At 56.0% G+C, this 17,359-nt stretch carries 18 protein-coding genes; 7 read left to right on the forward strand and 11 right to left on the reverse strand.

Annotated features, from left to right (window positions below; all coding sequences use genetic code 11):
• Positions 1-168: 168 nt before the first annotated feature.
• The 3 genes from ACFSAG_RS05640 (at position 169) to ACFSAG_RS05650 (ending at position 2,988) form a co-directional block, all read left to right on the forward strand.
• Positions 169-648, forward strand: coding sequence for a peroxiredoxin (locus ACFSAG_RS05640; RefSeq protein ID WP_381512284.1), 480 nt, complete (start codon positions 169-171; stop codon positions 646-648).
• Between the two features lie 115 nt (positions 649-763).
• Positions 764-2,197, forward strand: a complete 1,434-nt coding sequence (locus ACFSAG_RS05645) for an AMP nucleosidase (protein WP_381512287.1) — start codon at positions 764-766, stop codon at positions 2,195-2,197.
• 8 nt (positions 2,198-2,205) lie between these two features.
• Positions 2,206-2,988 (forward strand): SDR family NAD(P)-dependent oxidoreductase, encoded by a 783-nt coding sequence (locus ACFSAG_RS05650; protein ID WP_381512289.1) that lies wholly within the window; start codon positions 2,206-2,208, stop codon positions 2,986-2,988.
• Positions 2,989-2,994: 6 nt separating this feature from the next.
• Here ACFSAG_RS05650 and ACFSAG_RS05655 read toward each other — a convergent pair whose 3' ends face one another.
• The 4 genes from ACFSAG_RS05655 to ACFSAG_RS05670 form a co-directional block, all read right to left on the reverse strand.
• Complete coding sequence (locus tag ACFSAG_RS05655) at positions 2,995-3,672, reverse strand: SIMPL domain-containing protein (RefSeq protein WP_381512291.1); 678 nt, start codon at positions 3,670-3,672, stop codon at positions 2,995-2,997.
• 23 nt (positions 3,673-3,695) lie between these two features.
• Positions 3,696-5,507 carry a M2 family metallopeptidase gene (locus tag ACFSAG_RS05660; RefSeq protein ID WP_381512294.1) on the reverse strand — a complete coding sequence of 604 codons (1,812 nt, stop codon included), beginning with the start codon at positions 5,505-5,507 and terminating at the stop codon, positions 3,696-3,698.
• A gap of 61 nt (positions 5,508-5,568) precedes the next feature.
• Positions 5,569-6,099, reverse strand: a complete 531-nt coding sequence (locus tag ACFSAG_RS05665) for a hypothetical protein (RefSeq protein WP_381512297.1) — start codon at positions 6,097-6,099, stop codon at positions 5,569-5,571.
• Positions 6,096-6,848, reverse strand: coding sequence for an alpha/beta fold hydrolase (locus ACFSAG_RS05670; RefSeq protein ID WP_381512300.1), 753 nt, complete (start codon positions 6,846-6,848; stop codon positions 6,096-6,098). The genes ACFSAG_RS05665 and ACFSAG_RS05670 overlap by 4 nt, the downstream gene beginning before the upstream one ends.
• Positions 6,849-6,950: 102 nt before the next feature.
• Between ACFSAG_RS05670 and ACFSAG_RS05675 the strand changes: the two genes are divergently transcribed.
• From ACFSAG_RS05675 to ACFSAG_RS05685, 3 genes are read left to right on the forward strand one after another with little or no spacing between them, the layout of a single operon-like run.
• A complete protein-coding gene (locus ACFSAG_RS05675; protein WP_381512301.1) occupies positions 6,951-7,391 on the forward strand; it encodes a MarR family winged helix-turn-helix transcriptional regulator in 441 nt (146 codons plus the stop codon).
• On the forward strand, positions 7,384-8,442 hold the full coding sequence (locus ACFSAG_RS05680) for an HlyD family secretion protein (protein ID WP_381512304.1): 1,059 nt from the start codon (positions 7,384-7,386) through the stop codon (positions 8,440-8,442). Before ACFSAG_RS05675 ends, ACFSAG_RS05680 begins: the two co-directional genes overlap by 8 nt.
• Positions 8,417-9,976 (forward strand): DHA2 family efflux MFS transporter permease subunit, encoded by a 1,560-nt coding sequence (locus ACFSAG_RS05685; protein WP_381512307.1) that lies wholly within the window; start codon positions 8,417-8,419, stop codon positions 9,974-9,976. The genes ACFSAG_RS05680 and ACFSAG_RS05685 overlap by 26 nt, the downstream gene beginning before the upstream one ends.
• Here the strand turns inward: ACFSAG_RS05685 and ACFSAG_RS05690 are convergent.
• The 7 genes from ACFSAG_RS05690 to ffh form a co-directional block, all read right to left on the reverse strand.
• Positions 9,973-10,626 (reverse strand): 2-hydroxychromene-2-carboxylate isomerase, encoded by a 654-nt coding sequence (locus ACFSAG_RS05690; protein ID WP_381512310.1) that lies wholly within the window; start codon positions 10,624-10,626, stop codon positions 9,973-9,975. The two genes, ACFSAG_RS05685 and ACFSAG_RS05690, sit on opposite strands and share 4 nt — an antisense overlap.
• A gap of 20 nt (positions 10,627-10,646) precedes the next feature.
• The gene (locus ACFSAG_RS05695) at positions 10,647-11,672 is read right to left on the reverse strand and encodes an aspartate-semialdehyde dehydrogenase (RefSeq protein ID WP_381512314.1); all 1,026 of its coding nucleotides are present in this window, start codon (positions 11,670-11,672) and stop codon (positions 10,647-10,649) included.
• A 107-nt stretch (positions 11,673-11,779) separates the two neighbouring features.
• On the reverse strand, positions 11,780-12,172 hold the full coding sequence (gene rplS / locus ACFSAG_RS05700) for a 50S ribosomal protein L19 (protein WP_374611275.1): 393 nt from the start codon (positions 12,170-12,172) through the stop codon (positions 11,780-11,782).
• A 42-nt stretch (positions 12,173-12,214) separates the two neighbouring features.
• Positions 12,215-12,919 (reverse strand): tRNA (guanosine(37)-N1)-methyltransferase TrmD, encoded by a 705-nt coding sequence (gene trmD / locus ACFSAG_RS05705; protein ID WP_381512318.1) that lies wholly within the window; start codon positions 12,917-12,919, stop codon positions 12,215-12,217.
• Positions 12,916-13,395, reverse strand: a complete 480-nt coding sequence (rimM, locus tag ACFSAG_RS05710; RefSeq protein ID WP_381512321.1) for a ribosome maturation factor RimM — start codon at positions 13,393-13,395, stop codon at positions 12,916-12,918. The genes trmD and rimM overlap by 4 nt, the downstream gene beginning before the upstream one ends.
• Positions 13,396-13,398: 3 nt before the next feature.
• Complete coding sequence (rpsP, locus tag ACFSAG_RS05715) at positions 13,399-13,878, reverse strand: 30S ribosomal protein S16 (RefSeq protein ID WP_381512324.1); 480 nt, start codon at positions 13,876-13,878, stop codon at positions 13,399-13,401.
• 50 nt (positions 13,879-13,928) lie between these two features.
• Positions 13,929-15,416, reverse strand: coding sequence for a signal recognition particle protein (gene ffh, locus ACFSAG_RS05720; protein WP_381512325.1), 1,488 nt, complete (start codon positions 15,414-15,416; stop codon positions 13,929-13,931).
• 373 nt (positions 15,417-15,789) lie between these two features.
• Here ffh and ACFSAG_RS05725 point away from each other — a divergent pair, with 373 nt between their 5' ends.
• Complete coding sequence (locus ACFSAG_RS05725) at positions 15,790-17,355, forward strand: putative bifunctional diguanylate cyclase/phosphodiesterase (RefSeq protein ID WP_381512328.1); 1,566 nt, start codon at positions 15,790-15,792, stop codon at positions 17,353-17,355.
• The last annotated feature ends 4 nt before the right edge of the window (positions 17,356-17,359 follow it).

A 17,359-nucleotide genomic window follows, 5' to 3' on the forward strand; every position in this document is an offset into this window, starting at 1 on the left:
TTCAACCTGCACGGTGAAATCGAATTAACCATGCCAACTGTGTCTGAAGTGCAACGCATTTCAACCCAAGGGCTTGGAACCAAATGCTGCAATCCCTATTTGCTTCATCACATCCATATCCTAATGCGTGAAACAACGCATTAGAATTGGCCCAAGGAAGGAACAGCCATGACGATTAAAGTAGGTGATAAACTGCCCGATGTGAAACTGGTAAAAGCGACCCCCGATGGTCCGCAACCGGTACAAAGTTCGGAATATTTCGCGGGCCGCAAGGTTGCCCTTTTCTCGGTTCCTGGCGCATTTACGCCGACCTGCTCCGCACGCCACCTTCCGGGTTACGTTGAAAAGGCCGAAGATCTGAAAGCCAAGGGTATTGACGAAATCGCTTGCACCGCGGTCAACGACGCATTCGTATTGGGCGCGTGGAACAAGTCCGGCGGTTCGGAAGACATCACCATGCTCGCAGACGGCAATGCCGACTTTGCCGAAGCTGTCGGCCTGACCATGGACGGATCGGGCTTTGGCATGGGCAAGCGCGGGCAGCGTTTTTCGATGGTTGTCAACGACGGCGTCGTTGAGCAGCTCAATGTTGAAGCCCCGGGCGATTTCAAGGTCAGCTCTGCCGACCACATGCTCGAACAGCTCTGAAACAAGCTGGTAACATCAATAATCCAGATGCGGCGAACCACCGCATCGACATCAGGGCGGGGCTTGCTCCGCCCTTTTTGCTTGCCAAATTGCCGGAAATGGAGAATCCGCCTTCATGGCCAATAAACAGACACAAGAAATAATCCGCCAAATCACCGACCACTATGATGCATCCGTCGCGCGCTTACGCGATGCACTGACAGCCTATCTCAAAGATCGCACATTGCCTGACATGGCCGATCGCGCGATCGGGGCCTTTGCCTATCCTGAACTGGTTATCCGCTATCACGGAACGCAGCGCGGGAATGTTGCCAACCTCGCATTTGGCAGGCTCGAAAAGCCGGGCACCTATTGCATCACGCTCACCAGACCCGAAATCTTCAAGGATTATCTGGAAAGCCAGATCGACTTGCTCGTCGACCAGTATGAGCTTGAAATGCATGTCCGCCCGGGCAAGCAGGAAATACCCTTCCCCTATGTGCTCGACGGGCTCGAACTGGGCGATGTTTCTCCGACTGAATTATCGAAATGGTTTCCGGCGACCGAACTGGCCGACATCGGGGACGAAGCCGCTGACGGCCTTTTGATCGCCGATGAAGACGGCTCGCCGCTCTCGCTTTTTGACGGACTGCGAACCGATTTCTCTCTTGCTCGCCTGAAGCACTATACGGGAACACCAGCGGAGCATTTCCAGCGCTATATCCTGTTCACCAACTACCATCGTTACGTCGATGAATTTGTCGGTTGGGCGTGCCAGCAGGTTGGCAAAGGTCGTTACACCGCCTTGTCCGGTGCCGGCGGGCTTTATGTCGATAAAGCGACCGATGACCATGCACAGCTTGTTGCGGATAGCACCTGGCGCAAGCACCAGATGCCCGCTTATCACCTGATGGCAGAGGGCGAGAGCGGCATCACGCTGGTCAATATTGGTGTCGGTCCATCCAACGCAAAAAACATCTGCGATCACCTCGCCGTGCTTCGCCCCGAAGTGTGGTTGATGATCGGGCACTGCGGCGGCCTTCGCGACACCCAGCGCATCGGCGATTATGTGCTCGCCCATGCTTATCTGCGAGATGACAATATCCTTGATCGGGTGCTGCCGCCCGAAATTCCCATCCCGCCAATTGCAGAAGTGCAACAAGCATTGGAAGCCGCCGCGGTGCAGGTATCGGGTGCGAGCGGCGCCAATCTAAAGAGGCGGATGCGCACCGGCACGGTCGTCACCACTGATGATCGCAACTGGGAATTGCGCTACACCGACAGCGCGCTGCGTTTCTCGCAATCGCGGGCGGTTGCCATCGACATGGAATCGGCGACAATTGCAGCGCAAGGTTATCGTTTCCGCGTTCCTTATGGCACGTTGCTCTGCGTCTCTGACAAGCCGCTGCATGGAGAGATCAAATTGCCGGGGCAAGCCAACCGTTTCTATGAAGAAGCAATCGCGGCGCACCTGCAAATTGGTATCCAGACCTGCGAGTTGCTTCGCGAAGCTGGCAACAGTCTGCACAGCCGCAAATTGCGCGCGTTCAACGAACCACCATTCCGCTGAGATAAATCATGGAACAATGCCCTCCCCTGTCCCGCTCAATTGCCGGGCGTGTTGCAATCGTTACGGGCGCAGCCAGCGGAATGGGGCGAGCCACCGCGATCCTGTTTGCCAGCGAGGGCGCTAAAGTCGCGGTCACCGACCTCGATCAATCCGCTTGCGATGCAGTGGTCGCGGAAATCGAGGCAAATGGCGGTACGGCAAAGGCATTTGCACTCGATGTCTCAAACGTAGATGCGATCAACGACGTGGTCGCTTCGGTCGCCCAGACATTTGGCGGCATCGACATACTGGTCAACAACGCGGGCATTTCGGCATTCTGTCCGCTTGATGCGGGTGAACAATATGATGCGGTCTGGGATCGTGCGCTCGCAATACTGCTAACCGCGCATCAGCGGACGGTGCGCGCCGCTTTGCCCTGGCTGCGCGAGAGCGACGCCGCACGGATCGTCAATATCGCATCAACCGAAGGACTTGGTGCCACACCCGGCGACACGCCTTATGTGGCTGCCAAAACCGGCGTTACCGGCCTGACGCGCGGCATGGCTGTCGATCTTGGTAAGGAAGGCATAACCGTCAACTGCATCTGCCCCGGCCCGATCCGCACCGGAATGACGAACAATGTGCCTGAGGAAGACAAGATGCTTTACGCCAAACGGCGGACGGCTTTGCGTCGCTATGCATGGCCTGAGGAGGTCGCGCACATGACGCTCAGCCTCGTCCTGCCAGCAGCCAGCTTCATTACTGGTGCAGTAATCCCGGTTGATGGCGGGTTGATGGCGCGGAACGCCTGACGCTGGTCAGGGAGTTCCGGAACCCGGGCTGAACATCGGGCCTAGGACGAAATCGATTTTGACATTGGCAGTGGCGACGACATCGCCCTCAGTGCCACTATTCGTTGAAATGCCCGATGCCGTTTCATCAATGCGCGTGATCCGGCGCACCACCATCGTCAACGCGGTGGCATAGGCGTCGGCCTGACGTTTGGCATCGTCGATTGCGCGCTGGCGCGCAAAAGTCATCAATGCCGTCCGGTCGGTGACATCATATTGTGCGGGCTGGATCGACCGCACCTCGCCCCCTTCCAAGGCGGAAATGATCTCTCCCATCCTCGACTGGTCGTAAAGTTCGACATAAACCTGCCAGACCGAACGGACCTGACCGGCGGTCGGCGGGCTTTTGCTGTCGAGTTTCAGCTTGCGGATCTGGGTCGGGCCAACACCAAGCGCGCCAAGGCTGCTGACCAGCAACTCGTAATTCTGCTGGTTCATCGCTTCTGCATCAGCCGCACTGGCTGCATCAGAAACCATCTGCCCGCTCAGATAGGCGATATTGCCTCTCTGGGTGTAACTACCCGAGCCCGAGATATTGAGTACGACCTCTCCGAGCAGGAGCTGCGATTGGTAATTGACCGATTGGGCGGAAACGGCACCAGGAACCGAAAGTGCCAGTGCAAGGCAAGCAATCGAGTTTCGCATGATGCCATTTCCCCCCAAGAATCTTACCAACCCTTCTTCTGGCCCTTATTCTGCTTTTTCAGCCAATCCATCAAGGGCTTGAAATATTCGATCATTGCCTTGCCCGACATTTCGCGGCTGCCGGTAAAGGCTTCAAGCGCATCGGGCCAAGGTTTCGACGCACCCATTTCAAGCATGGCGTTCAGCTTTTGACCGACTTCCTTGTTGCCATAGAATGAGCAACGATGCAGCGGCCCCTTCCACCCGGCAGCATCGCACGCAGCCTTGTAGAACTGGAACTGAAGGATTCGGGCCAGGAAATAGCGTGTGTAGGGCGTGTTGCCGGGAATGTGGTATTTTGCGCCGGGGTCGAACGCATCGGCAGGACGCTCGACGGGCGGAACAATGCCCTGATATTGCGTTCGCAGATCAGTCCAGCCCTTGTTGTAATTTGCCGAAGTGATCGACCCGTTAAACACACCCCAACGCCATTTGTCGACCAGAAGGCCGAATGGCAGAAAGGCAACCTTGTCCATCGCTTGGCGCAGCAACAGGCCAACATCCTTGTCAGCGCTCGGCACCTTGGATTTGTCGAGCAAACCAATCTGGACGAGATATTCAGGCGTAATCGAAAGCGCGATGGCATCGCCAATCGCTTCATGGAAGCCATCATTCGCGCCGTTCAAGTGCAGGTAGCTCTGCTTGTTATAGGCACGCTGGTAATAGTTGTGGCCAAGTTCATGGTGGATCGTGACAAAATCGTCCGTATTCACCTTGATGCACATCTTGATGCGCAGGTCATCGACGTTATCGATATTCCAAGCCGACGCATGGCAAACCACTTCGCGATCACGCGGCTTCAGGAATTGTGAGCGTTCGTAAAAGCTCTTCGGGAGCGGTTCAAAGCCGAGTGACGAGAAAAAGCCCTCGCCAATCTTGACCATACCCATTTCGTCGACACCTTTGGCCTTGAGCAGTTCGCCAATGTCATAGCCGATATCGCCGGCACCCGCAGGAGCGACGATGTCATAGATGCCGCCCCATTCCTGTGCCCACATATTGCCGAGAAGGTCAGCACGGATGGGCCCGGTCTTGGGCTGGACGGCATCGCCATACTTTTCGTTGAGCTTGTTGCGCGTGTAAGTGTGGAGTTCGTCATAAAGCGGCTTTACTTCGAGCCATAATTTATCGGTCAACTTGGCGAAGTCGTCAGCAGGCATATCATAGCCCGAACGCCACATCGCACCGACATCCTTGAAGCCAAGTTCCTTGGCACCTTCGTTGGAAATTTCTACCAGGCGGGCATAATCCTTGCCCATGGGCTTGCCGACATTGTCGTGCCAGCTCGTCCACATTTCCTTGAGTTCTTCGGGATTGCGGCTGGTTCCCATCGCTGCTTCGATATCCGAACCATTGATGGCATTGCCGTTCAGCGTGCCCTTGCCCTTGCCGTAAGCCGACTGGAGCTTGGTGGCGATGGTGCTCAATTCCGCCGCTGCACCTTCTTTCGTTGGCGCAGGCAAGACGAGCCCGCCGCGCAGGATGTCCAGCTTGCGCTTGGTTTCTGCCGAAAGGCCTGCGACATTCTGAAACTTGGCCGCTTCGAGTGCATAAGCGACAGCTTTTTCGGTGCCGATCTCGCCATATCTGGCTGCGAGGGCATCGGTATCATCGGTGATATAGGTTGAATTGATCCACTGCACACGTCCGGCTTCGACGGTGAAATCGTACAGATCCTTTTCTGCCTTTGCGATAAACGCTTCAGCTTCGGAGACAGTGGGCGTCGCCTCTTGCGCCATGACCGGCGTGGATACCAGGGCAACGGCAAGAGCAACGGAGGATACGAACTTTCTCATTTGGAATGGCTCCCCAGATATAACTTTCTGAGGCCATCCCTGCGCCTGTGCGCAATAGAGGTCAAGCGCTGCGGCGTGCCATTCGTCGAAGCAGGAGCGCCGCTAGCAGACCGGCGAAAGTTACGAGGAAGGCAACGGTCTTCACGGGCCGGACTGTAGCGGCCAATCCTGCGAGCACATCGCTCCCTTCAAACCGCATCACCTGGATGAATTGCGAGGTGGTTTCCATATAATCGGTTACGCAAAACAGCGCAGCTGCGGCCATGATCGCGAGGCCAAGCCTCGCAAGCCCGGGAGAGGTCGATGCACGTATCATCTTTCCACCCTGCCAAGCACCCCAGCTGTATATACCTATGAAAAGCAGGTCGATGGCCATGCTAAGGCGCGCGAGCCAGAGCACTCCATACGACTGCCAAGCAGCCTGGATTTCATTCACCCTTGCCGCAGTAGCGGCAGCCTGATGGTCCGAAATTCCCATCGGTGCAGCGCCATTTGAAATTGACGGATTGAGCGCAATCATCAACGCAAACAGCATCAACCCCGATAGCCAGAAACGCCAGAACGCCTTTTCCTGTGGAGTCTCCCCGCTCATAACCCCTCCTGCAGATAGGCCCGAAATGCTTGCCCCAATTCTGGCTTGATAACCGCACTCATGTGGTTACCCGGCACAGCGATCAGCCTTCCTTGAGGTAACAGATCGGCCAGATCGCGTGCCGAGCCGTTATCATTATCTTCTTCGCCGCAAATCACACCAATGGGCAGATCGAACGTCTTGAGTGTTTCTGCAGGCGTATCAACGAATGTATCCAATATGTTGAGCAGCGCAACCGGATCACCACCGGTGGTCTTTAGGAATGCTTCCGCCATGAAAGCAGGCGAGCCGCGTTCATGCTTGCCCAAATTTTCGAGCACATTCCGGAAATGGCCAGCTCTTTTGCCGGTGTTGGACAGGCCTTCAAGCCCCATGCCCGAAATGACAACCCGGCGCGGGCGACACCCTTTGGCGAGCATACGGGCAACCGTTCGCCCTCCGAGTGAATAGCCGCCCAGATCAAAGTCGTTGAGCCCCAGATGGTCGATCAATGCGAACTGGTCTTCGGCAAGGATATCCTTCGGATAGTGGGCAGGATCATGCGGTTTGCCGCTCAGGCCATGAGCCCGCAAATCGGGCATGATTACGCGAAAGCCAACTTCAGCGAGAAGTTCAGCATGGCCATATTTAATCCAGTTGGTGTCAGCCTCGCTGAAATAGCCGTGCAAGAGGATGAGCGGACGCCCCTCCCCCAACTCGCGATAGGCAATGCGAATGCCGTCAGACGCGTCGAAAAACTCGGTGATCATTTTGGCCTCGCGCTACTTTCTTATTCGGTTGGCGGTTTAATCCGCCGCTCGATGAACGCAAGAGCATTGCCTATAATAAGCATTGCTATTATATACCATGCTATGAGTGAGGATCTTGGATTCCTGATTGGCGATACCGCCCGTCTCATGCGGCGCGCTTTTGACGAGCGCGTTCGCAACAAGGGCATCACGCGCCCCCAATGGCGCGTATTGGGGCTGCTCAACCGCTTTGGCGGCAGCACGCAGGTTACCTTGGCGGAAATGATGGATGTCGAGCCGATAACACTCGGCCGGATGATTGATCGTTTGCAGGACGCGGGACTGGTTGAACGCAGGGCAGACCCTAACGACCGGCGTGCTTGGCGGATTCATCTTACCCCCACCGGCGAATCCCGACTTGACGACTTGAAACCGCTTGCGACCGAATTGTTCGCAGATGCTGTTTCAGGCCTTACCGACAAACAACAAGCTGACCTGGAAGCCATGCTGGATATCATAAGATTGAACCTCACCCGCAAGTCGCCGGAGGCCGCAAATGGCTGAAGCGGATGCGCAGATGAAGCCGGCAGCACAACAAGACGTTGGACCGATCAAGCATCCACGCAAATGGTTGCGACTTCTGGTCATGATTTCGGTTCCATTGGCTTTGGCGATTAGTGGCATCGTCTATTACGTCGCCAATGATCACTATGTTTCGACCGACAATGCCTATGTCCAACAGGACAAGGTCTCGGTCGCGGCTGAAATTGGCGGCCGGATTGTTGAAGTCGCGGTCAAGGAAAACCAGCACGTAAAGGCTGGCGACCTGTTGTTCAGGATTGATCCCGATCCATTCAAAATCGCGATAGCGCAGGCGGAGGCATCGATCGCGGCCGCGCAGGTCAAGGTTACAACGCTTGAAACCGATTTGGGCAATAGCGGTGTCGATATCGATGCTGCCCGTGACGATGTCGCGTTCTTTACTGAAGAATATAAGCGCCAGTCCGCCCTGATGCAGAGCGGTTTCACGACCAAGGCGCGATTGCAGGCTGCCGAGCATGCGCTGTCCACCGCCCGAAGCAAACTTGCCCGCGCCGAAGCCGACGCTAAAATGGCACGTGCTGCATTGGCAACTGGTGCCGCAGCTCCCGGCGTCAATCCCGGTGTTCTCGCCGGTCAGGTCCAGCGTGATAAGGCCCTGCTTGATCTTTCCAAAACCGAAGTGCGGGCACCCGCAAATGGCATAGTCAGCCAGGCAGACCGCCTGCAATATGGACAGATGATGGTTCAGGGGTTGCCCGCGCTCACCATCGTTACCAACGGTAAGGGATGGGTTGAGGCCAACTTCAAGGAGACCGATCTTGCCAAGATGCGCGTTGGCCAGCCTGCTGAAATCAGCTTTGATGCCTATCCGGGTTTGAAAGTAAAAGGCCGGGTCGCCAGCATCGGAGCAGGAACCGGATCGGAGTTCTCGGTACTTCCAGCCCAAAATGCCAGTGGCAATTGGGTGAAGGTCACACAACGTGTTCCGGTGCGGATTGAAATCACGGAGAAACCCAAGCGCCAGATGATCGCCGGGTTGTCGGCCTATGTCCGCATCGACACCAGCAAATAATTACACGCCTGGAAAGGCAGCCCTGCCGGTTGAACATAAGGGGTTGCTTACACTGGCGGTGATGGGCGCGTCGATAATCCAGATACTGGATTCGACCATCGCCAATGTCGCCATCCCTCATATGCAGACCAGCCTTGGCGCGACGATCGACAGTGTCACCTGGGTCCTAACCAGCTATATCCTTGCCAGTGCTGTTGCGATGCCGGCAGCAGGCTGGCTTTCCGATCGGGTCGGATCGCGCAACCTCTTCCTTGCGGCTGTCGCCGGCTTCATCGTGGCATCGATGCTTTGCGGAGTTGCGACCAGCCTTACGCAAATGGTGCTTTTCCGTATCCTGCAAGGCATCTGCGCTGCGTTTATTGGGCCGCTGTCACAGACCATCTTGCTCGATATAAACCCACCCGAAAAGGCTCCAAGGGCGATGCAGGTCTGGGGAATGGGAATCATGATCGCACCCATTTTCGGCCCAATGATTGGCGGTTGGCTGACCGAAAGTTACAACTGGCGCTGGGTTTTCTATATCAATTTGCCGATTGGAATTCCGACATTGTTGCTGCTGTGGTGGCTTTTGCCATCGCGCCAGATTACCGATCGAAAGCTGGATATATTCGGCTTTGCCATGCTCGCGTTGGGCCTCGCATCTTTGCAATTGATGCTCGATCGCGGTCAGCATGAGGACTGGTTCGAAAGCTGGGAAATTATTATCGAACTGGGCGTGGCCATTGCTGCCTTCTGGATGTTTGCGATCCACAGCATGACGACAAAAAAACCCCTGTTCGATCCGAACATGATTACCAACGGCAATTTCCTGACGGCATTGATGTTTGGCTCGCTCATCGGCCTGATGATGTATGGAATTTTTGCGCTGCTGCCGCCGATGCTTCAAAACATTTATGGTTACACCGTATTTGATACCGGCGCATTGCTCGCCCCTCGCGGCATTGGCATCCTGATCGGCATGATTACCGCCGGTCGACTGGTCACATTCCTTGATATCCGCTGGATCATCTTCTCAGGCTTTTCGCTGGTGGCCTTTTCTATGTGGCTGATGACTGGCTGGGCGATGGAAATGGGTGCTTGGCACTTCATCACTGTGGGCCTGATCCAGGGATTTGGCATGGGGGTCACCTTCATGCCGACCAACGTCATAGCCTTCTCTACGCTTCCGCTTTCGGTGCGAACCGATGCTTCGAGCCTTCTCTATCTTGCGCGCAGCCTTGGCGGCAGCCTGGGAATCTCGATCAGCGTCACGATGCTGACGCGAAACATGCAGGTGAGCCACGAGGAATTGGGCGGACGCATCACTTCATCCAGTTTTGAAGTGATCGATCCATCCATGGCGGACCGATTTGGCGTAGTCGGCGACGCAGTGATGCGCGTGCTCGATATGGAGGTTACCCGTCAGGCCGCAATGATCGCCTACCTAAGCGACTTCCAGTTGCTGTTTTATATGGTGCTGGCGTTCCTGCCGCTGGTGCTGCTGATACGCCCAATCAAGCCTGATACCGGACCTCCACCGCACCTTCCGGATTAAGCGGAGCGCTTTTCCAGGCCCTTTTGCTGCATCCGCCAGAGCGCCATTTCGATCCGGTCTTGGCCGAAAAACGGTTCGCCTTCGAACACCAAGGTAGGCACACCCCAATGGCCGCCTGCCTCAAGCGCAGCCTGATTGGCGTGAATTTCCGCATCCAGGCCTTCCGCTTCCGAAATGGCTTCTGCATCCAGTTCAGCCAGGTCGAGCCCGGCACGTTCGGCAGCCTTGGCCAGATGCTCGCCTTCGTGCCAGTTTTCCGCACCACCCCATATGAGGGCTGCCGCTTCATGTGCGAACGCAAGCCCTTTGCCACGACGCGCTGCCGCCTGCCCCAAACGGGTCATGCGATAGATATAGGGCTGGTCCTCGGCGATCTGCCGGGTCATCACATTTTGGACAATCGGATCAGGCCGTGGTGGTCCAAACGGGATCCCGTGGAACTGGGCGACACGGAACATGTCGGTGAAAGTATAGCGCAGCCAGTTTGGATGGTTGCGCTCGAAGAAATCAGGCTCACGGACCGCTAGCGGATAAACGGGTCGCAAGACGATGTTGACATCCCATTCCTCCATCATCGAACGATAGCGGCCAATGGCAAGGTAGCTATAAGGAGAGCGGAACGAGAAGAAGAGGTCGGCAGAAAGTGTCATGCCGACCTCCTGAACTGGATTCAGCCTTTCTTCAAGTGCCTGCGTCCGAGAAGCTCTGCAATCTGCACTGCGTTGAGCGCAGCGCCCTTGCGGAGGTTATCCGACACGCACCAAAGATTGAGGCCGTTATCGACGGTCGAGTCGTCGCGCACGCGGCTTACGAAAGTGGCGTAATCGCCAACGCATTCCACCGGGGTCACATAACCGCCATCCTCGCGCTTATCGACCAGCATGACGCCTGGTGCTTCGCGCAGGATGTTTTGCGCTTCTTCCGCTGACAACTCGTTTTCAAACTCGATGTTGATCGCTTCCGAATGGCCGACAAATACAGGTACGCGCACGCAAGTTGCGGTGACCTTCACCTTGGGATCGAGAATCTTCTTGGTCTCGGCAACCATCTTCCACTCTTCCTTGGTCGAGCCATCCTCCAGGAATTTGTCGATGTGCGGAATGACGTTGAATGCAATCTGCTTGGTGAACTTTTGCGGCTCGGTCTGATCACCCACGAAAATCGCGCGCGATTGTTCGAACAGTTCGTCCATCCCCGCTTTGCCGGCACCGGAAACCGATTGATAGGTCGCCACGACCACGCGCTTGATCTTCGCAGCGTCGTGGAGCGGTTTCAGCGCAACCACCATCTGCGCGGTCGAGCAGTTCGGGTTGGCGATGATATTACGCGCCTTGTAACCATCAATCGCGTCTGGGTTCACCTCAGGAACAATCAGGGGAACATCCGGATCCATGCGATAGAGCGAGCTGTTGTCGATCACGGTGCAGCCAGCAGCAGCAAATTTCGGCGCGAAGACCTTGGTTGCGTCCGAGCCGATGGCGAACAGGGCAATATCCCAACCCGTGGGATCGAAATGTTCGATATTCTGGATTTTGAGCGTTTTGCCAGTTTCGCCATATTCGATGACTTCACCTGCCGAACGCGACGATGCAACGGCCGCGATCTCGTCTGCCGGAAACTCGCGTTCCGCCAGAATATTCAACATTTCACGCCCGACATTGCCCGTGGCGCCCGCAACTACAACTCGATAACCCATTTTGACTTCCTCGTATTCGAACTTGCTATCGGGACAAGAAAAAAGGCCGGGTCCCTTTAGCGGATCCCGGCCCTTTCGGTATCTTGGTTAAACGCAACCAGACGGGATCAGCCTTCGGCCTCCTGTTTGGTGGTAATAGTGTTGACGCGGCGCTCGGCGATACGTGCCTTCTTACCGGTGCGGCCGCGCAGATAGTACAGCTTCGCACGACGGACGGCGCCGCGACGGACAACTTCGATGCTTTCGACATTGGGGCTGTAAAGCGGGAATACGCGCTCTACGCCTTCGCCGAACGAAATCTTGCGGACGGTGAAATTCGATCCCATGCCCTTGTTCGAACGTGCGATGCACACGCCTTCATAGTTCTGGATACGGGTACGATCACCTTCGATCACCTTCACGCCAACGCGCAGGGTGTCACCGGCCCGGAATTCCGGGATGTTCTTCTTGGTGGCAAGTTCGGCAATCGCCTCTTGCTCAAGTGTCTGGATCAGGTTCATGGCCTGTCTTCTTCCTTCTTCATACTGCACACCAGAGGCAGGTCAGTCCCGAGCGTTCTTGTAACGCTCCCAAAGGTCTGGCCTGCGTAGCCGTGTATCTGTCTCGGCCTGTTGTTTCCGCCAGGCTTTGATCTTCGCATGATCCCCCGATCGCAGCACTTCAGGGATCGTGCGCCCTTCCCACTCAGCAGGTCGGGTGTAATGCGGATATTCGAGCAGTCCTTGTTCAAAGGACTCTTCAACCCCGCTATCGGGCGCGCCCATTACGCCGGGAAGCAGCCGAATGCAAGCGTCTAATAGCATCAAAGCGCCCATTTCCCCGCCGGAAAGGATGATATCGCCCATGCTTATCTGTTCGATTTGCGGTCGGGCATCGAAAAGCCGCTCGTCGAAACCTTCAAATCGTCCGCAAAGGATGGTCACTCCGGGTCCATTCGCCAATTCGCGAATGCGGTCCTGCGTGACTGGCTTTCCGCGTGGAGTCATCGCCACGATTGGCAAATCAGGTGCTTTTTCAATAGCATGGTCAACCGCTGCCGCCATGACGTCAACCTTGAGCACCATCCCCGCCCCACCACCAGCAGGCGTATCGTCAACGGTGCGATGCTTGTCGGTCGCAAAGTCGCGCAGCTGGATAGGTGAACAAGTCCATTTCTTTTCGGCCAATGCTCGGCCAGCCAGGGACACACCTAGGGGGCCAGGAAACATCTCCGGATAAAGCGTCAAAATCTGCGCCTGGAAGGTCATTGAACGAAGACCGCCTCAACGACTATCCGCTCACCCCATTCGGGAACAGCCTGCGCATTCATGGGCACCATGAACCGTTTGCCATCCGGTTTTTCGATTTCAAGAATATCGCCTGCGCCGAAATTTTCGACCGAAATGCAGGTGCCTAGATCTTCGCCTTCGGTAGAGACGCAGCGCAACCCGATCAGATCGCTATGATAATATTCGCCGTCGGCCAATGCTGGCAGTTCTGAGCGCAACACGGTCAATAATGTGCTGCGAAGTGTCTCCGCAGCGTTGCGATCGTTAATTTCGGCAAAACGGGCTATTGCTCCGCCCTTGTGCGCACGCACCGACTTCAATGTCAGTGCGCCGCCATTATAGCTTTTGTGCCGTTTGAGGCTGTCCACGCTTTCGGTGAACAGCTTCAATCGGACTTCGCCCGTCACGCCATGCGCACCGGCAACGGCCGCAAGCGTGACGGTCTTTTCAGCCAAGGATCAACCCTCAGCCTTTTCTTCGCTGGCTTCTTCAGCTGCGGGTGCTTCTTCAGCAGCAACTTCTTCAGCCGGAGCGGCTTCTTCAGCGACTGCTTCTTCAACCGCTGGAGCGGCAGCAGCAGCTGCGGCAGCTTCTTCAGCTTCAGCAAGCTTCGCAGCCTTGTCTTCCGCACGATCCTTTGCCTTCTGGCCGGGTTCGCCCTTCTTCGGGTTTACCGAAGCCTTGCGCTCCTTGACACCAGCGGCATCGAGGAAGCGGGCAACGCGATCCGAAGGCTGCGCGCCAGCAGCGAGCCAATGCTTCGCACGGTCTGCATCGAGGATGATGCGGCCTGCATCGTCCTTGGGAAGCTGCGGATTGTAGCTACCGATACGCTCAATGAACTTGCCGTCGCGCGGTGCACGCGAGTCGGCGACGACGATTTTGTAGTAGGGGCGCTTTTTCGAACCGCCACGCGACAAACGCATTGCCAAAGCCATGATATTTACCTTTACCTTTCTGATATAATTCTTTGTATTACTGTTAAATATTACTTTTTCTTGTTCAACAACCGTGCGATGTCAGGCGGCAATCCGCCCGCGCCACTTCCAGGCAATCCGGGCATTCCGCCCATTCCCTTGGGCAGCGATCCGGGTGGTAGCCCGTGCATTCCCTCCATCGTCGCACCAAGATCGCCTCCGGACTTGCCGAACAGCGCAGCGAGGCCCTTGAGCCCGCCCATTTTCTTGATGCGCTTCATTGCGCTCTCCATCTCCTGGTGCATTTTCAGGAGGCGGTTGACGTCTTGCACCGTGGTGCCCGAACCATTTGCTACGCGGATCTTGCGCTTCGCATTCAACAAAGCCGGTTTTTCGCGTTCTTTCGGTGTCATCGAACCAATGATCGCATCCATGCGGACAAGGATTTTGTCATCCATGCCACCAGCCTGCATCGCTGCCTTGGCCTTTTTCATGCCCGGCATCATGCCCGCCAGCGCGCCCAGGCCACCCATTTTGGTCATCTGACGCAATTGCGCGCGCAGATCGTTGAGGTCGAATTGGCCCTTCGCCATTTTGGCGGCGAGCTTTTCGGACTCTTCCTGATCGACAACCTGCGCGGCACGTTCAACAAGGCCGACCACGTCGCCCATGCCAAGGATGCGGCCGGCAACACGCTCCGGGTGGAACGCCTCGATGGCATCCATTTTCTCGCCAACGCCGGCAAATTTGATCGGCTTTCCGGTAACGGCCCGCATCGAGAGCGCAGCACCACCACGGGCATCGCCGTCCATGCGCGTGAGCACGACACCTGTCAGGTCGACCTGCTCGCTGAAATTCTGCGCAACGTTCACCGCGTCCTGACCGGTCAGCGAATCTACTACCAACAGGATTTCCTGAGGCGTCGAGACGTTGGCTACAGCCTTCATCTCGTCCATCAACTGCTGGTCTACATGCAAGCGACCGGCAGTGTCGAGCATCAGGACATCAAAACCCTGTAGCTTCGCCGCCTGCATCGCACGCTTCGCGATGTCCACCGGCTGCTGGCCAGCAACAATCGGCAAGGTTGCGATATCGACTTGCGTACCGAGCGTCGCCAACTGCTCCTGCGCTGCCGGACGGTTGACGTCCAGCGATGCCATCAGGACTTTCTTGCGCTCCTTCTCTTTGAGAAGCTTTGCAATTTTCGCAGTTGTTGTCGTTTTACCCGAGCCTTGGAGGCCAACCATCATGATAATGGCAGGCGGAGCAACAGCAAGGTTCAGTTCGCTGGCATCCGAACCCAGCATTTCGACAAGCGCGTCGTTGACGATCTTGACGACCTGCTGTCCGGGAGTAACCGACTTCAAGACCGACTGTCCGACGGCCTGTTCGGTTACCTTGTCGACAAATTCACGTGCGACGGGAAGTGCGACGTCGGCTTCGAGCAAGGCAACGCGAACTTCGCGCATCGCCTCTCGAACGTCGGTTTCGTTCAGCGCACCACGACCGCGCAGGCGATCAAATACGCCTCCCAACCGGTCGCTCAGCTTGTCGAACATCAAACTTCCTTAGTCAAACCTGCCGGGAACACACAAAACGCCGGTGGGCGAAACCTCGCTGACCGGCGTATGATGTTCCAGCACATCAAATGGGGGGAGCCATGGCTCCTGCTGGGCAGTCCGTTAATCGCGTTCACAAAAAAATGCAAGCGCACAAAGACTGTCGGGCGCACCGCAGGCTAGTTTGGACAATGATTCTAATCGGATTAACCTTATTTTGACCTTTCAATCCCAATAAGAACAACGCTTCAGGGAATGAATGAACATGCGGGCGACGCGAAAAAAACGGCCGGAAATTGGTGAAGATGGGCAGGTCATAAGGGCTCAAGCCAATTCTCGAGCGAGCACGATTGCCATTTTTGGCGCTTTGCTGATGTTTGTTTACATCGGCGGTTCGGTCGGCACACAGCTCGTGGCACAATATTTCGGCAAAGGCACCACCACCGATCAAGCGATGGTTTCTGCGCTTTTGCTCAATATCGCACTCATCCTTCTGATCTGGCGCCGTACCAGCGCACTTAGCGAAGAAGTCGATGTTTACCGTCAGGCAGAGGTCCGCGCACAGCACCTCGCCATTACCGATCCCCTGACCAATTTGTTCAATCGCCGCGCAATCAAGGAAAAGACCGGTGAACTCACCAACCGTGCATCACGGCGGGGTAAATCGGTCGCATTCATGATGGTCGACCTTGATGGCTTCAAAAAGGTCAACGACATTTACGGCCATGACAGCGGCGACCAATTACTGCGGGAAGTAGCCGATCGCATGCGCGATACTGTGTCTCCCTCCAGTGTTCTCGCCCGCCTGGGTGGGGACGAGTTCGGAATATGCATGGTTTTCGAACCCGAATTCCCCGAAACTGTCGATCGCGTCGCTGAGGATCTGATCGAAATATTGTCTCGCCCGATTACCATCGGCGACACCGATCACAACATAACCGCTTCGATCGGGATAAGCCGGCCAGAGCTGGATTGCGATGGCATCGACATGCTTATTCGCCGCGCAGATATTGCGCTTTATGCAGCCAAGAAAAATGGCCGCAACGGATTTTGCTGGTTCGACAACGGCATGGAAGTCGAACTCCGCACCCGCAACTCGCTCGAGGCAGATATTAGGTCAGCCATACCCAACGAGGAATTCGTACCCTATTTCGAACAGCAGATCGATTTGGAAACGGGCGAACTTGCGGGCTTTGAGATGCTCGCCCGCTGGGTGTCGCCGATGCGCGGGCTCATTCCGCCCGATGAATTTATCCCCGTCGCCGAAGAGACGGGCATGATCGCCGACCTCTCACTCAGCATCATTCGCAAAGCGATGCTGGAAGCGAAGAACTGGGATCCCAAACTCACCATCGCAGTGAACATTTCACCAGTGCAGCTCAAGGACCCCTGGCTTGCCCAGAAAATCGTGAAACTCCTTGTCGAGACCGGATTTCCTGCGCATCGGCTTGAAGTCGAAATCACCGAAAGTTCGTTGTTCAAGAATCTCAGCCTTGCCCAGTCCATCGTAGGGAGCCTGAAAAACCAAGGCATCCAGATTGCCCTGGATGATTTCGGAACCGGCTACAGCTCGCTTGCGCATCTTCGCGCTTTGCCGTTCGATCGCATTAAAATCGATCGCAGCTTTGTCTCGACAATGCATGAAAATCCAGAGAGCGCAGCCATTGTAAAAGCCATAACTGGCTTGGGCTCCAGCCTTTGCGTTCCGATCACCGCAGAAGGTATCGAAGAACAGACCTTGGTCGAAAAGCTGCGCGAACTCGGCTGCACAAAGGGGCAAGGCTGGTATTTTGGCCAGCCCATGTCGATCGAAAATGTTCGCAAGCTGCTTGCCAAGAAAAACCTACTGGTAAATCGCAAGTCGTCCAATCTGGCAGAACGACCGGAAACGGACCAACCCGCATTTGTGATCGACAACAGGAAACAGGCAGCGGGCTAGGTAA

It is taken from the genome of Sphingorhabdus buctiana (assembly GCF_042680825.1).
In the GTDB taxonomy this organism is placed as follows: domain Bacteria; phylum Pseudomonadota; class Alphaproteobacteria; order Sphingomonadales; family Sphingomonadaceae; genus Sphingorhabdus_B; species Sphingorhabdus_B buctiana.

Excerpts from the sequence above, each read along its gene's own strand:
- rpsP (WP_381512324.1), bottom strand. The coding sequence starts at position 13,878 with ATGGCTTTGGCAATGCGTTTGTCGCGTGGCGGTTCGAAAAAGCGCCCC.
- ffh (WP_381512325.1), bottom strand. The coding sequence starts at position 15,416 with ATGTTCGACAAGCTGAGCGACCGGTTGGGAGGCGTATTTGATCGCCTG.
- ACFSAG_RS05665 (WP_381512297.1), bottom strand. The coding sequence starts at position 6,099 with ATGAGCGGGGAGACTCCACAGGAAAAGGCGTTCTGGCGTTTCTGGCTA.
- rplS (WP_374611275.1), bottom strand. The coding sequence starts at position 12,172 with ATGAACCTGATCCAGACACTTGAGCAAGAGGCGATTGCCGAACTTGCC.
- ACFSAG_RS05725 (WP_381512328.1), top strand. The coding sequence starts at position 15,790 with ATGTTTGTTTACATCGGCGGTTCGGTCGGCACACAGCTCGTGGCACAA.
- ACFSAG_RS05645 (WP_381512287.1), top strand. The coding sequence starts at position 764 with ATGGCCAATAAACAGACACAAGAAATAATCCGCCAAATCACCGACCAC.
- ACFSAG_RS05650 (WP_381512289.1), top strand. The coding sequence starts at position 2,206 with ATGGAACAATGCCCTCCCCTGTCCCGCTCAATTGCCGGGCGTGTTGCA.
- ACFSAG_RS05680 (WP_381512304.1), top strand. The coding sequence starts at position 7,384 with ATGGCTGAAGCGGATGCGCAGATGAAGCCGGCAGCACAACAAGACGTT.
- ACFSAG_RS05675 (WP_381512301.1), top strand. The coding sequence starts at position 6,951 with ATGAGTGAGGATCTTGGATTCCTGATTGGCGATACCGCCCGTCTCATG.
- ACFSAG_RS05695 (WP_381512314.1), bottom strand. The coding sequence starts at position 11,672 with ATGGGTTATCGAGTTGTAGTTGCGGGCGCCACGGGCAATGTCGGGCGT.
- ACFSAG_RS05690 (WP_381512310.1), bottom strand. The coding sequence starts at position 10,626 with ATGACACTTTCTGCCGACCTCTTCTTCTCGTTCCGCTCTCCTTATAGC.
- trmD (WP_381512318.1), bottom strand. The coding sequence starts at position 12,919 with ATGACCTTCCAGGCGCAGATTTTGACGCTTTATCCGGAGATGTTTCCT.
- ACFSAG_RS05655 (WP_381512291.1), bottom strand. The coding sequence starts at position 3,672 with ATGCGAAACTCGATTGCTTGCCTTGCACTGGCACTTTCGGTTCCTGGT.
- ACFSAG_RS05685 (WP_381512307.1), top strand. The coding sequence starts at position 8,417 with ATGTCCGCATCGACACCAGCAAATAATTACACGCCTGGAAAGGCAGCC.
- ACFSAG_RS05660 (WP_381512294.1), bottom strand. The coding sequence starts at position 5,507 with ATGAGAAAGTTCGTATCCTCCGTTGCTCTTGCCGTTGCCCTGGTATCC.
- ACFSAG_RS05640 (WP_381512284.1), top strand. The coding sequence starts at position 169 with ATGACGATTAAAGTAGGTGATAAACTGCCCGATGTGAAACTGGTAAAA.
- ACFSAG_RS05670 (WP_381512300.1), bottom strand. The coding sequence starts at position 6,848 with ATGATCACCGAGTTTTTCGACGCGTCTGACGGCATTCGCATTGCCTAT.